This window comes from Algibacter sp. R77976 (assembly GCF_044594645.1).
Classification (GTDB): Bacteria; Bacteroidota; Bacteroidia; order Flavobacteriales; family Flavobacteriaceae; genus Algibacter_B.
Genome location: NZ_CP138989.1, coordinates 1,077,634 through 1,092,443, shown reverse-complemented (window position 1 = coordinate 1,092,443; position 14,810 = coordinate 1,077,634). Strand labels below are relative to the sequence as shown.

Sequence of the window (14,810 nt, the reverse complement as noted above, 5' to 3'; positions counted from 1 at the left end):
ATCACAACAATTTTACATTAAAACTATGTTTCCATTACGAAGAAATAGAAGATTAAGAACCAACGAAGCTATTCGTGCTTTAGTTCGTGAAACCGTTATTACACCAAACGACTTTTTAGTGCCGCTTTTTGTGGTTGAAGGCAAAGGCATAAAAGATGAAATCGCATCGATGCCCAATTACTTTCGCTACAGTTTAGATTTGCTAGAAGGCGAAGTAAAAGAACTTTGGAAGTTAGGTTTAAAATCAGTTTTACTTTTTGTAAAAGTGCCAGATAATTTAAAAGATAATCAAGGTAAAGAAGCTTTAAATCCAAACGGATTAATGCAACGCGCTATTAAAACCGTTAAAAATGTTTGTCCAGACATGTTAGTGATGACTGATGTTGCACTTGACCCCTATTCGGCTTACGGACATGATGGTATTATTGAAAACGGACAAATTATAAACGATGAAACTGCTGAGTTTTTAGCAGAAATGAGCATTTCGCACGCACAAGCTGGAGCCGATTTTGTGGCACCAAGCGATATGATGGACGGTCGAATTCTTACTATTCGTGAAGCTCTGGAAGATGAAGGTTTTATAAACACGGGTATTATGAGTTATTCGGCAAAATATGCTTCCGCTTTTTACGGTCCTTTTCGCGATGCTTTAGATTCTGCTCCTGTTGATTTGGTTGATATTCCAAAAGATAAAAAAACCTATCAAATGGATTATGGTAACCGTTTTGAAGCCATAAGAGAAACCGAAATGGATATTGATGAAGGTGCCGATATCGTAATGGTTAAACCCGGAATCTCTTATCTTGATATTTTAAGAGAAATTAAAAACGAGGTCGATGTTCCTGTGGCTGTATACCAAGTATCTGGAGAATATGCTATGATTAAAGCTGCTGCCGAAAAAGGTTGGCTAAACCACGACCAAGTAATGATGGAGACCACTAGTGCTTTTAAGCGTGCTGGTGCGGATATAATAGCAAGTTATTTTGCTAAAGATATTGTGAAATTAATCTCTTAATTATTTTCCAATCGTTTTTCCACAGTATAAGAGGTCTCAAAATATCCCAATTTCCCGTCAGGTGTAATGGCCTCTATGATAATTAGTTTCTCACCTATGATATCATCATTGTAAAATTCCAGTTGAATGTCTCCTTTCTTATCGGTGAACAAAGAAGGTTCCCAATGTAATACTGGGCGTAAATCTGGTGTATCCCAATCCTCGGGTTTTATAGTTTCGTATTTTGGTTTATAAAACTCGGGTGTAATTGAAAAACCGGAAAACTTTCCTCTAAAAATACCTTTTGAAAATCCTAGAGCTGCCATTCCAATACTGCCATAGGTATATATACTTATAATAGCAATGTTAACATTAGGATGATTAGGAAACCCTCCTTTAGGTCTTTTTAAAACTTCTACACTTTTTATATTTTCGATGGTTAAATAGGGCAATAAATTATAAGATTCTTTACCAACCGGACTGCCATCAATATAATATATAGTCAAATCTGCACTAGCAATATGTGCTAGTAGAAAGCTTCCCCCATTTGGTATTTGCACTACTCTAAATGTAATATCATCTGGGAACTTAGTGCTAAGAAGGTCGTATAATCCAGACATCCATTTTTCTTCTCTCTCTATGAGTTGTTCATTCTCTATAACGATATCTGGAGGTCCGCGGAATTTAAACATTCTTTCGCGTTCTGGTGTTACGTTGTAACCCATCAATTCTACGGCATCCAACGCTACGGTGCTGTCATCCAAATCGAATACCGTAACGGCTTGTCTTTCTTGTTTTTTAATCTCTAAAAAGTCATTTATAACACTATCCGGGAGCGCAATTACTTCTTCTTTCTCATAGGTGATTTTAGGCCGGGGTATCGGTGCGTCTATCTTAATAGAATATTCTTTGGCTCGCCCTTTTTTGTTGGAAGATTGTATTATAACATCTAGCTTATCGCCATAAGGGTCAAATAAATCAAAAGAAAAACAACCAGTACTGTCCACTTCATGAGTATAAACTCTAGGTGGTTTACCCGAGGTCATTAAGATTAAATTCACGTCTTTTTTAGGTACTTTGTTTTCATTCCAGATGGCACCTACCTTCCCAGAAACACGTAATGCGGTTTCAGGCTGTTTATCAAAAACATGGTTTGCATCATTAAAACTATACTTATAATTGCGCCAACCCTGTGTAAGCATAAGGGCTTCTAAATCTCGTTTTCTGAAAATATTATCATCATTAAAATAATGCGTAGGGTTTTCAATATGCCCTTTTAGTTCTGAGTTTAATAAAAAATAAGATATGATATTGCCTTTAAATTGCTCAGTTTGTTCTAATTGATTTTCATCTACAACTAATACAGATAGATTTGCCTCAAGTGGTCGCCCATTATTATTGGTAACATTAAACTTAAGAGCCGTTTTATCTCTCTGGCTATAATATTGCTCATCGGTTTCTTTGGTAATGCTTAAATTCTTGGTTTCATTAAGATGAAAAAACAAACGCTCACACAATGGTGTTTTATTCTCACTCAATAATGTAACATGAAGAATGCCTTGGGGTAATTCTTGTTTAGGTATCGAGGCATTATATATTGCATTAGATAATGTTACTGGCAATTCCTTTAATATTACACCTTTGGATTTAAGTTGTATCCAATAATCACGGGTGGTTTTAACCTTTGAAGTCACATTTATATTCATGTAACTTGTTGTTTCCGTTATACCTAAAACGTGTCCTTCGGCATATACCTTGGGGAGTTCAAACTTACGGGTAACACCATATTTAGAATTAATTTTACCATAATAGGTTTTATGCAATTTTGGTGTAAAAAGCACATAACCCATACCTAGCTTATTAGTTTTAATGGCATCAACAATACTATCCTTTTCATCAACAATAACACCATTAATCTCTTTACCCAAGCCTTTATAGTTTAGTGCTTTAAAGGCGAGCTTACTGGTTAAGCCATCAATTAACTTCCCACTTTCAGGAAAAAACTGTAGGTCTATAAACGCTCTATCTATAGCGATGGTTTTGTTATATGTTTTCTCTTCCCTTATTTGAAAGTTCTTTAGCTTGGTGTCTTCTAGTTTCATTTTTAGGTTTACCGAAACCGCATCTTTAGGAAGTACATATTGCAACTTGTAAAAACCCTTTTCTCTTTTAATTTCTATGGTGTCTAAAAACGTTTCGGCTTTAATGTAAACCGTTATATCCTTTTTATAGTTGGGTTTTATAAGTTCTGGGAAAAGTTGGGGAAATACTTCGTGTTGGTCTTCCTCAACTTGATACAATGTTACGTTTTGTATGGGCAATTGTCGTTGATTGCCATTGGCAGGAACTAGATTAATGTATTGCTTAAACATAAAATCGTCGCCAAAGTTTTTATTCCACTCTGTGTAAGCCCTTATTAAATAGCGTCCGGGAGTATAGGTTTGCTCTAATTGAAAACCGTTGTTGGTCATACCATTTACTAACTTTAACTTTTTTGTTGCTACAATTTCTTTGTCAAAATCGATAAGCTCTACATGCAAAATACCACTTAGCCTTGTAGGTGCGTTTATGGCGTCTGTAACTATAGCTTTAAACCAGATGGTTTCGTTGTTCGTGAAAACAGTATTGCTTAGTTGAAGATATATTTTTTCTGCTTGGGATGATTTAGAAACTATAAGCTCTGGTCTAGTCTGTTGTGCATGTAAATGACTACTAGTTAGTATAAAGAATAACATTATGGTTATTTTATATAATAGTTTAACCTGTTTTTTAAAAATAAGTCTCAAAACCAATAGTTATTTTAAAATAAAAAGTATAATCTTAAATATAACTATTTTTTTATAGTTAATTAGATACTAATTATAATTTTGTATTTTTATACTAATCTATTTAATTGACATATTAAATATCTGTTGAATATGTTAGATCATGATCAAGTTATGATGGAAACTACTACCGCCTTTAAACGTGCTGGCGCAGATATTATAGCTAGTTACTTCGCTAAAGACGTGATTAAATTGATTTCGTAAATTTTAAAAGACGATGTAAATTCTTGTTTAAAAACCTATTATTTGTAGTTTCTGTTCTATTCTCGTCGCCGATAGTTTTGGCGCAATTAGATTATGATAAGCCAGAAGCAGTAGGATTAAACTCTGATTTTATCCAAACAAAAACAGATTCCATAATGCTCTCAAGCATTAAACAACATGCTTTTCCCGGAGCTCAACTTTTAGTCGCTAAGAAAGGAAAAATAATTTTTCATAAGGCTTATGGTTATCACACCTACGATTCTATTACCAAAGTTAATTTAGATGATATTTATGATTTAGCTTCAGTCACTAAAATAGTGGGGCCACTTCCCGCCCTAATGAAACTTTACGAAGAAGGAAAGCTAGATTTAGATACACCTTTTAGCAATTACTGGAAGCCTTGGAGGCATAAACAAGATAAAAAACACATAACGCTGCGAGAGTTATTAGCGCATCAATCTGGACTGCAACCCTACATTGTTTTTTTAAATAGCGTTACAAAAAATGGAAAGCTTAAAAACCGATTTGTTAAAACGGATGTCAGCAAACGTTTTTCTAATCAAATTTATGATGGTATTTTTATTAAAAACCGTTTTAAAAATAAAGTTTTCAGAAGAATAAATAGGTCAAAAGTTTCAAGTGAAAAAATTTATAATTATTCTGGTTTAGCATCATTAATTTATCCTCAAGTTATTGAAAATATTACTGGAGAAAATTATATTGATTATTTACAGAATAATTTTTATAGCCCCTTAGAATGTTACACTTTAGGATATCTTCCATCGCTTAAAAAATTTAAAAATAACATCGTACCAACTGAGAACGATTCCATATTTAGAAAAACCCTAACGAAAGGATGGGTTCATGATGAAAATGCTGCGCTTTTGGGTGGTATTTCTGGAAATGCAGGCTTGTTTGGCACCTCTCTAGATTTGGCCAAATACATGCAAATGCTCATTCAAAAAGGACAATATAATGGTAAGCAATTATTAAAACCAGAAACGGTTAACACCTTTACCAAAGTCCAATATCCCGAAAACAATAACCGAAGAGGTTTAGGTTTCGATAAACCGATAATAGGCAACGATACCCTAAGTTTAAAAAAGGCTTATCCTGCACCAAAAGTTAGTTCAAAAAGTTTTGGGCATTCTGGGTTTACAGGAACGTTTGTTTGGGCCGACCCCGAAAACGACATGGTTTTTATATTTCTTTCAAACAGAGTGTATCCAACCAGAGCAAACAGAAATATTTATAATAATAATATTAGAATTCATTTGCAGCAAACGTTTTACGAAGCTTCTAACTAAATATTTCTTTTAGACACAGTTATTCAATTGATTTCGTAAATTAGCCATTCACAATTTCAAAATATGAGCGCATTATTTTTCTGGGCAACCATTTCCATTTTCTTTTCTTTTTTATGTTCCATCCTCGAAGCTGTTTTATTAAGCGTTACACCAACCTTTATAAACGTTAAAAAACAAGAAGGAAAGGACTATGCTTTAACTTTAGAAACTTTAAAGAAAGACGTAGATAAACCACTAATAGCAATACTTACACTAAATACCATTGCGCATACTTTAGGTGCCATGATGGTTGGTATAGAAGCCGAAAGCTTACCTTATAAAATTGAACTTTGGGGTATAAATACTGTAGGTGTCGTTTCTGCTATTATGACCTTTTTAATACTTGTCGCTTCAGAAATTGTTCCGAAAACCATTGGAGCAACTTACTGGAAACAATTGGCTAATTTTACTTCAAAAGCTTTAACCATCTTAATTTTCCCTTTAAAATGGACAGGTATTTTATGGCTATTACAATTAACAACAAAATTAATTGGTGGTAAAGGCCACGGAAGTGTTTTAAGCAGAGAAGGCTTTATGGTTATGACCGATATGGCACATGAAGAAGGTGTTTTTCATGAAAACGAAAGTAAAATCATTAAAAACCTTTTAACCTTTAGAGAAGTTTTTGCAAAAAATGTAATGACACCCCGAACAGTTATGAAAACTGAAAATGAAGCTACAACTGTAGAAGATTTTTTTCAAAGAAACTTAAATCTACGATTTTCAAGAATTCCTGTTTATTTAGATACCGAAGACAATATAAAAGGCCTGGTTTTAAAAGACGAAATTTTTAAAGAAATGGCTTTAGGTAATGGTGGTAAAAAGTTAGCAGAACTTAAAAGAGATATTATTATTGTAAACCGTGATTTAGCGATTCCTACGCTTTTTGAAAAACTTGTAGAATCGAGAAACCATATGGCTTTAGTGGTCGATGAGTATGGTTCGGTAAGCGGCTTAGTAACTATGGAAGATGTTATCGAAACTTTGCTTGGTTTAGAAATTATGGATGAAAGCGATAATGTTTCAGACCTGCAACATTTAGCTAGAAAAAGCTGGGAAACACGTGCCAAAAAACTAGGTATTATTGATGACAATCCATCTTCAGAATAAATGGAAACCTGCATCATCAAATCGCCTTTAGGATTCACTAAAATAATTGGTGATGCAAACGGAATTGCATCGGTTACAGTACTGAATTCCGAAGAAAAAATTACTGATATTATCCCAGTAGAATTAGAAGATTGCGTAATTCAACTCAACGAATATTTTGAAGGATCTCGTAAAACTTTCGATTTAAAATTAAATGCTCAAGGTACCGACTTCCAAAAGCGGGTTTGGAATCAATTAGAGCAAATCCCTCATGGTAAAACAACATCTTATCTAGAATTATCAAAACAATTGGGCGATGTAAAAGCTATTCGAGCAGTAGCTAATGCCAATGGTAAAAACCCTTTATGGATTATTGTACCATGTCATCGCGTTATTGGTAGCGATGGCTCACTTACTGGTTATGCAGGAGGTTTGCATCGTAAACAATGGTTGCTGGAACACGAAAGTCCATACAAGCAACAATCTTTATTTTAAAATTAGAAAAGAATTTTCTTATCTTTAGTTTCTACATTAAAATAAACGTATGAGATTCTTAAAAAAACTGTTTAAATGGTTAGCTATCCTAATTACCATACTAATTATTGTATTATATATTACAGATACAGATTATCTTATTAAAGCAGTAAGAACCATTTATCTTCAAGGTTATACAACAGCTTATCTAGATGATTATAAGAAATTTGACAACCAAATTATTGAAAATGGCACACCCCAGCCATGGCCAAACCATAAAAACTATAACTCAATAAAAGAAACTAAACCTTTAGATTCAATTAATAAAACAAATGGTACTATTGCTTATGTTATTATAAAAAACGATAGTATTTGGTTTGAAAACTATTATGACGGTTATAATGAAAACTCGCAATCCAATTCCTTTTCTATGGCTAAAAGTTATGTGTCTGGGCTTATGGGAAAAGCAATTTCAGATGGCTATATAAAAAGTTTAGACCAACCAGTAAGTGATTTTCTTCCAGAGTTTAGCGAAGGGAAAGCTGCAAAAATGACTGTAGGCCATTTATCTAGTATGGCTTCTGGAACCAACTGGGATGAAAAATATTACTCACCCCTATCCATTACAACTCGCGCTTATTTTGATGATGATTTAGAAAAAGTAATGTTGGGCTTAAAAGTTGTAAACGAACCAGGACAAAGTTTTAAATATGCTAGTGGAGACACACAAATGCTTGCTATGGTTATTGAAAAAGCTACAGGTAAAAAACTATACGATTATTTAACCGAAAGCTTCTGGAAACCATTAAATTCTGAAAATGCTACACTTTGGCAAGTAGATAGCGAAGACCACGATTTAGTTAAAGCTTACTGTTGTATAGCAAGTAACGCTAAAGACTTTGCACGTTTTGGAAAGCTATACAAAGACCATGGAAAGTGGAATGGTAAACAAATTTTAGATTCTACTTTTGTTGCAAAATCTTTAAAGCCCGTTTATCCTGATGGCAAGGTTTATGGCTATGGCTGGTGGCTAAAAACTGTTGCTACTAAAAACTTTTTTATGATGCGTGGGCATTTAGGACAATATGTTATTGTTGAGCCTACAGATAATGTGATTATTGTGAGATTAGGCCATTCTAAAGGAGATAATACACAAGTTGGTTCCTTTACAGACGATATTAGTGCTTACATTGAAGAAGCCTATAAAATGTTGAACAAATGATTTCAAAATTAAATTTAGAAAACATATTATTTCTAGATATTGAAACCGTTCCTGAAACGCAATATTTTTCAGATTTAGATGAAACTAAACAAGCGCTTTGGGATCATAAATCTAAATATCAAAGGAAAGATGATTTTACAGCTGAAGAATTTTATGATCGTGCAGGAATTTGGGCCGAATTTGGTAAAATAGTATGCATTTCGGTAGGGTATTTTACTAATCAAGGTAATTTACGAAAATTTAGAGTCACTTCTTTTTATGGCGATGAAGTTAATCTATTAAAAGACTTTAAAAATTTATTGATTTCACATTTTAGTCAAACCAAGCATTTATTATGTGCTCATAATGGAAAGGAATTTGACTTTCCTTATATAGCCAGACGTATGATTATTAATCATATTGAATTACCATATAAGTTAAATCTCTTTGGCAAAAAACCTTGGGAAGTACCTCATTTGGATACACTTGAATTATGGAAGTTTGGCGATTATAAAACCTACACGTCTTTAAAATTAATGACAAATGTATTAGGCATTCCTTCCCCAAAAGATGATATAGATGGTAGCGAAGTATATCGTGTATATTATGAAGAAAATGAAATAGACAGAATCATTGTATATTGTGAAAAAGATACGATAGCTGTAGCTCAAATATTTCTCAGATTACGAGGTGATGCGATTTTAACTGATGATGAAATTATTCATATATAAATGAAAGAAACCCCATTATTAAACATTAAAAATCTATCCATTTCATTTGGTAAAAATGAAGTTATTCATAATATTTCTTATAGCCTAAATGAAAATGAAATATTAGGAATAGTAGGAGAATCTGGATCAGGAAAATCAGTTTCTTCCCTAGCTATATTGGGTTTGCTTCCAAAAAACATTTCTAAAATTACAAATGGTTCTATTTTATACAATGAAAAGGAATTAACTAAACTTCCTTCTAAGGCATTTCAACAAATAAGAGGAAACAAAATCGCAATGATTTTTCAAGAACCCATGAGTTCTTTAAACCCATCGATGACATGCGGAAAACAAGTTGAAGAAATATTATTACAGCATACAAGTTTATCTAAAAAACAAATAAAAGAAGAAACCATATTACTTTTTGATAGGGTAAAACTACCTAATCCAGATCGTGTATTTAAAGCGTATCCGCACGAAATTTCAGGAGGCCAAAAACAACGCGTTATGATTGCTATGGCTATAGCGTGTAAACCAGATATTTTAATTGCAGACGAACCGACTACTGCGTTAGATGTTACTGTGCAAAAAGATATTATTAACCTATTAAAAGCCTTACAAATTGAAACAAAAATGAGTATCATTTTTATTACTCATGATTTGGCTTTAATATCTGAAATTGCAGATCGTGTTTTAGTAATGTATAAAGGTAATATCGTAGAGCAAGGCTTAGTGAATACCATTTTTAAAAACCCCATACACAATTATACCAAAGCATTAATAAATTCTCGCCCATCATTAGATACACGATTAAAAACGCTACCAACAATTCAAGATTTTTTAAATGACACTATTTCTACAGAGGTAATTACAACAGAAAAACGTCAAACAAATCATAAAAAATTATATAGTAAAAAACCACTACTAGAAGTAATTAATGTTGAAAAAGAATATATTACTAAATCCGGATGGTTCACAAAACCACAACATTTTAAGGCTGTAAATAATGTAAGCTTCAAACTTTATGAAGGTGAAACTTTAGGTTTGGTTGGAGAATCTGGCTGCGGAAAGTCAACTTTAGGGAATGCTATTCTACAATTGGATAAAGCTACTGCCGGAGCTATTTTATATAATGGAATTGATATCACCAAACTTTCTAAAACTGAAATTAGAACGCTTAGAAAAGATATTCAAATTATATTTCAAGATCCTTATTCATCATTAAATCCTAGAATTCCTGTTGGTGAGGCTATTATGGAGCCCATGAAAGTTCATAAGCTTTATGCTTCTGATATTGAAAGAAAAGAAAAAGTAATAGATATTCTAAATCGCGTAGGCCTATCTGAAGAGTACTATAATAGATACCCGCATGAGTTTTCTGGTGGACAACGTCAACGTATAGGTATTGCTAGAACTATTGCGTTACAACCAAAATTAATTGTTTGCGATGAATCGGTTTCTGCTCTAGATATATCCGTGCAAGCACAGGTTTTAAATTTACTTAATGAACTTAAAGAAGATTTTGGATTTACCTATATATTTATATCTCACGATTTAGCTGTGGTTAAATATATGTCTGACCAATTATTAGTCATGAATCAAGGTGAAATTGAAGAGTTAGATGATGCTGATACTATTTATAATGCACCAAAAAAAGACTATACAAAAAAATTAATTCATGCTATACCCAGAGGGTTATAACATGAAAATCTTTTTAGTTAAATAAACTAAGCTTTTTAAAAACTGAAAATTGTTTTTTAAAGTTTCTTTGAATTTGCTTTCGTTATTAGTAGGTAGTTCAGGTAGATTTGATGCAATATTCATAAGTTGTTAGGTTTATGGTAGATTTGGGGAAATCTATATTTATTTGGTTTCTTTGGGGACTGCTAATATAGAATATATTCTCAATATAATCCGTTTAAAAACATATAAAATCGATGAAATGTTATTTTATTTAACATTTAACGGGTTTTTCTTTCGATGTAATCTTATTATATCAACCTAAATGTCCATTTCTGGTATGTCTCCTTCAATAATTAAATTACCTTCTGTGGCATTTTTAATATCTTCAACAGGAACACCAGGAGCACGTTCTAATAATTTGAATCCTTTTTCTGTAACTTCAATAACCGCCAAATTGGTTATTATTCGTTTTACACAACCAACACCTGTTAATGGTAAACTACATTTTTTTAGAAGTTTAGATTCTCCACGCTTATTTGTATGCATCATTGCTACAATAATATTCTCGGCACTTGCTACCAAATCCATGGCACCTCCCATGCCTTTAACCATGCGTCCTGGGATTTTCCAATTGGCGATATCCCCATTTTCAGCTACTTCCATAGCCCCTAAAATAGTTAAGTCGACATGTTTGCCTCGAATCATAGAAAAACTAAGTGCAGAGTCGAAAAAACTAGCACCAGGCAACGTTGTAATCGTTTGTTTCCCTGCATTAATAACATCGGCATCTTCTTCGCCTTCAAAAGGAAAAGGCCCCATGCCAAGCACACCATTTTCGCTTTGAAATTCAACTTCTATATCATTTCTAACATAATTAGCGACAAGAGTAGGAATACCTATTCCAAGATTTACATAAAACCCATCCTGTACTTCTTTTGCTATGCGTTTTGCTATACCGTTTTTGTCTAACATAGTTAGTTATAAGTTAAAAGTGCCTTAAGTACTTAAAGTAAGACACATAATTAATATTTTGATTATAAAATTAGAAGCTTTAGTGCGTTTGAGTAAGTTAACTTTAGGCACTTTAAATACTTATAACTTTTTAACTTTTTGCCCTTACAGTTCGTTGCTCAATTCGTTTTTCGTACACTTCACCTTTAAAAATACGCTGTACAAAAATCCCAGGAATATGAATTTGATTAGGATCTAGTTCTCCTAACGGAACCATTTCTTCAACCTCAGCAACTGTAATTTTTGCTGCGCCACACATATTAGGATTAAAATTTCTAGCTGTTCCTTTAAAAATTAAATTTCCAGCAGCATCCCCTTTCCACGCTTTTACAAAAGCAAAATCTGCTTTAAATGCATGCTCTAAAACATACATTTTCCCATCAAATTCTCGCGTTTCTTTTCCTTCTGCAACTTCTGTTCCGTAACCAGCTGGTGTATAAATTGCAGGAAACCCTGCTTGTGCAGCTCTACAACGCTCTGCTAAAGTACCTTGAGGAATTAATTCAACGTCTAATTCACCAGAAAGCATTTGGCGTTCAAACTCATCATTTTCACCTACATAGGATGATATCATTTTCTTGATTTGTTTTTTTTGAAGTAGTAAGCCCAAACCAAAATCATCAACCCCTGCATTATTTGAAATACAGGTTAACTCATTTACTCCAAGTTTTACTAATTCTGCTATGGCATTTTCTGGAATACCACTAAGCCCAAAACCACCAAGCATTAACGTCATATTATTAGAGACACCTCTTAATGCTTCTTCAACATTAGCTACCTTTTTGTTAATCATTATTATTCAATTTATCTTCTTTAAAATTACAAATAATTGAATGAAATGACTATTTTTTTATGAAACAAAAAAAGCCATTCTAAAAAAAATGGCTTAAAATATATTTAAAATGATATTGATTTTATCCGAAGTCTAAATCATCAGGTGTATCTTCTTCAGTATCCTCTTCAGTTTCAGTTGTACTTGTATGTTTTGAACAATCTACATTTATCGATAAATTTTCTGGAGCTTCAAATTCTTCTTTCGAAATATTTAATTCATCATCAGCATAACAGTTTTTCATGTATAATCCCCAAATTGGCAATGCCATTGCTGCCCCTTGACCGTAGGTTATGGATTTAAAATGAGCTGCTCTATCTTCAGCTCCTACCCAAACTCCAGTAACCAAATTTGGTACCATACCCATAAACCAACCATCACTTTGGTTTTGTGTAGTTCCAGTTTTCCCTGCTATAGCGTTTGTAAGTTCGTAAGGGTAGCCAGTTATAACCTCTTTGTATTCTGTTCTATATTTAGCCCAACTGTGTCTTAACCTCGCACCAGACCCAACTTGTGTTACACCTTCCATAAGTTTAACAGCAACATAAGCTGTTTCTTGACTTAATACATCGCGTGTTTCGGGTTTAAACTGATATAAAATGGTTCCGTTTTTATCTTCGATACTTGTAACCATAACGGGTTTAGTATACACGCCATGATTAGCAAACGAAGAATAAGCACCTACCATTTCATAGACACTAATATCTGGTGTTCCTAAAGCTATTGATGGTACTGGAAGCATTTCGGATTCAACACCTAATTTCTTCGCTAAATCTACAACGGTTTGTGGGCCTACTTTATCAATTAACTGCGCTGTAACTGTATTTACAGAGTTGGCTAAGGCATTTTTTAAAGTTCTAGTCCCTCCGTAATCGCTATCCCCATTAGAGTTTTTAGGACACCACTCTTCTGGGTTTCCGTACTTATTAGCTTCAATACAATAAGGCACATCTGGAAATTCATCACATGGCGAATAGTGCAATTGATCAATAGCGGCTGTATAAACAAAAGGCTTGAATGTAGAACCAACTTGGCGCTTACCTTGTTTTACCATATCGTATTGAAAATGCCTATAATTAATACCACCAACCCATGCTTTTACATGTCCTGTTTGTGGGTTCATAGACATCATACCTGTTCTTAAAAAGGATTTATAATAACGCATGGAGTCGATTGGTTTCATAATGGTATCAACTTCTGAAGCTTTGCCATCTACCCATTTGAAAACAGACATTTTTACTGGTTTATAAAACGATGCTTCTATTTCCTTATCCGATTTTTTTAAATCGTACTTCATATGCCTTCTCCGTTCTGATTGCCTTATTCCTCGTTTCATTAAAGCATCAATCTCTTCTTTTTCAAGTTCTAAGAACGGCGCTGTTGGATTTCTTTGCGGCGTATTTTGATTAAAAAATTCTGCTTGTAATCTTGGCATATGCTGTTGTACCGCATTTTCGGCATATTTTTGCATACGGGAATCTATAGTTGTATATATTTTTAACCCATCATTATACAAATTCCATTTTGTTCCATCTGGTTTTGGGTTATCCTTAATCCAATCTTTCATAAAACCATCTAAATACCCTCTAAAATAAGTTGCTATACCTTCTCGATGTGATTCTGGCGAATAATTTAAATCTAAATCAGTTTTTTGAAGTGAATCTTTGACTTTTTCAGTAATGTAATCATATTTATACATTTGAGCTAAAACTACATTTCTTCTTTCTTTAACTAATTCCGGTCTTCTTCTTGGATTAAACAGAGATGAATTTTTAAACATTCCTACTAACATAGCAGCTTCTTTCATCTCTAAATCTTTTGGTTCTTTACCAAAATATATTCTGGAAGCACTTCTAATTCCATCTGCATTATTTAAAAAATCATAGATATTAAAATATTGTGCTATAATTTCTTCTTTGGTATACTGTCGCTCTAGACGCGTAGCAATAACCCATTCTTTTATTTTCTGCGCAGCTGTCTCTAATTTATTTTTAGATCTTACCCCAACAAATAATTGTCTTGCTAATTGCTGAGAAATAGTACTAGCACCTCCTCTTCCACCTAAGAAAAAGAAAGCTCTTAAAGTTCCACGTGCATCAATCCCAGAATGATCATGAAAACGAGCATCTTCAGTAGCAATTAATGCATCTACCAGATATGGCGATAAATCATTATAACTAATTGACGTTCTGTTATCGTTCAAATAAAACTTACCTAAAGTTTGTCCATCCGAAGAAATAATCTCTGTTGCTAAATGTGTCTTTGGATTTTCTAATTGGGTGTGATCTGGCATATCACCAAAAACTCCCCAAGCTGCTAATAAAAATAATAACAAAACACATAATGTTCCTCCTATAAATACGATCCAAAACCAACGAATATATTTTGAAAAATCTTGAACTGCTTTAGTTTCTTTTTTTGCTTTTGCCATAGTTTAAGTG

At 33.2% G+C, this 14,810-nt stretch carries 11 protein-coding genes and 1 pseudogene; 8 read left to right on the top strand and 4 right to left on the bottom strand.

The window, feature by feature from the left end:
* The first annotated feature begins 25 nt into the window (after nucleotides 1-25).
* Nucleotides 26-1,015 carry a porphobilinogen synthase gene (gene hemB, locus SJY43_RS04720; protein ID WP_396602693.1) on the top strand — a complete coding sequence of 330 codons (990 nt, stop codon included), beginning with the start codon at nucleotides 26-28 and terminating at the stop codon, nucleotides 1,013-1,015.
* Here the strand turns inward: hemB and SJY43_RS04715 are convergent.
* On the bottom strand, nucleotides 1,012-3,729 hold the full coding sequence (locus SJY43_RS04715) for a hypothetical protein (protein ID WP_396602692.1): 2,718 nt from the start codon (nucleotides 3,727-3,729) through the stop codon (nucleotides 1,012-1,014). The genes hemB and SJY43_RS04715 overlap by 4 nt on opposite strands.
* A 186-nt stretch (nucleotides 3,730-3,915) precedes the next feature.
* On the opposite strand from SJY43_RS04715, the pseudogene SJY43_RS04710 reads away from it, so the two are divergent.
* From SJY43_RS04710 to SJY43_RS04680, 7 genes and pseudogenes are all read left to right on the top strand, one after another.
* A pseudogene (locus SJY43_RS04710) lies at nucleotides 3,916-4,023 on the top strand (porphobilinogen synthase); the annotation flags it as partial.
* 23 nt (nucleotides 4,024-4,046) lie between these two features.
* Nucleotides 4,047-5,330, top strand: a complete 1,284-nt coding sequence (locus SJY43_RS04705) for a serine hydrolase domain-containing protein (protein ID WP_396602691.1) — start codon at nucleotides 4,047-4,049, stop codon at nucleotides 5,328-5,330.
* A gap of 63 nt (nucleotides 5,331-5,393) precedes the next feature.
* Nucleotides 5,394-6,479: a CNNM domain-containing protein gene (locus SJY43_RS04700; RefSeq protein ID WP_396602690.1), complete on the top strand. Its 1,086-nt coding sequence runs from the start codon at nucleotides 5,394-5,396 to the stop codon at nucleotides 6,477-6,479.
* A complete protein-coding gene (locus tag SJY43_RS04695; RefSeq protein ID WP_396602689.1) occupies nucleotides 6,480-6,953 on the top strand; it encodes a methylated-DNA--[protein]-cysteine S-methyltransferase in 474 nt (157 codons plus the stop codon).
* Between the two features lie 49 nt (nucleotides 6,954-7,002).
* Nucleotides 7,003-8,154: a serine hydrolase domain-containing protein gene (locus SJY43_RS04690; RefSeq protein WP_396602688.1), complete on the top strand. Its 1,152-nt coding sequence runs from the start codon at nucleotides 7,003-7,005 to the stop codon at nucleotides 8,152-8,154.
* On the top strand, nucleotides 8,151-8,864 hold the full coding sequence (locus SJY43_RS04685) for a 3'-5' exonuclease (RefSeq protein WP_396602687.1): 714 nt from the start codon (nucleotides 8,151-8,153) through the stop codon (nucleotides 8,862-8,864). The genes SJY43_RS04690 and SJY43_RS04685 overlap by 4 nt, the downstream gene beginning before the upstream one ends.
* The gene (locus tag SJY43_RS04680; RefSeq protein WP_396602686.1) at nucleotides 8,865-10,544 is read left to right on the top strand and encodes an ABC transporter ATP-binding protein; all 1,680 of its coding nucleotides are present in this window, start codon (nucleotides 8,865-8,867) and stop codon (nucleotides 10,542-10,544) included.
* Nucleotides 10,545-10,844: 300 nt separating this feature from the next.
* Here the strand turns inward: SJY43_RS04680 and SJY43_RS04675 are convergent, their stop codons facing one another.
* The 3 genes from SJY43_RS04675 to SJY43_RS04665 all read right to left on the bottom strand — a co-directional run bounded on the left by SJY43_RS04675 (nucleotide 10,845) and on the right by SJY43_RS04665 (nucleotide 14,800).
* The gene (locus tag SJY43_RS04675; RefSeq protein WP_396602685.1) at nucleotides 10,845-11,498 is read right to left on the bottom strand and encodes a 3-oxoacid CoA-transferase subunit B; all 654 of its coding nucleotides are present in this window, start codon (nucleotides 11,496-11,498) and stop codon (nucleotides 10,845-10,847) included.
* Between the two features lie 130 nt (nucleotides 11,499-11,628).
* A complete protein-coding gene (locus tag SJY43_RS04670) occupies nucleotides 11,629-12,330 on the bottom strand; it encodes a CoA transferase subunit A (RefSeq protein ID WP_396602684.1) in 702 nt (233 codons plus the stop codon).
* Nucleotides 12,331-12,451: 121 nt separating this feature from the next.
* The gene (locus SJY43_RS04665) at nucleotides 12,452-14,800 is read right to left on the bottom strand and encodes a transglycosylase domain-containing protein (RefSeq protein ID WP_396602683.1); all 2,349 of its coding nucleotides are present in this window, start codon (nucleotides 14,798-14,800) and stop codon (nucleotides 12,452-12,454) included.
* Nucleotides 14,801-14,810 lie beyond the last annotated feature (10 nt).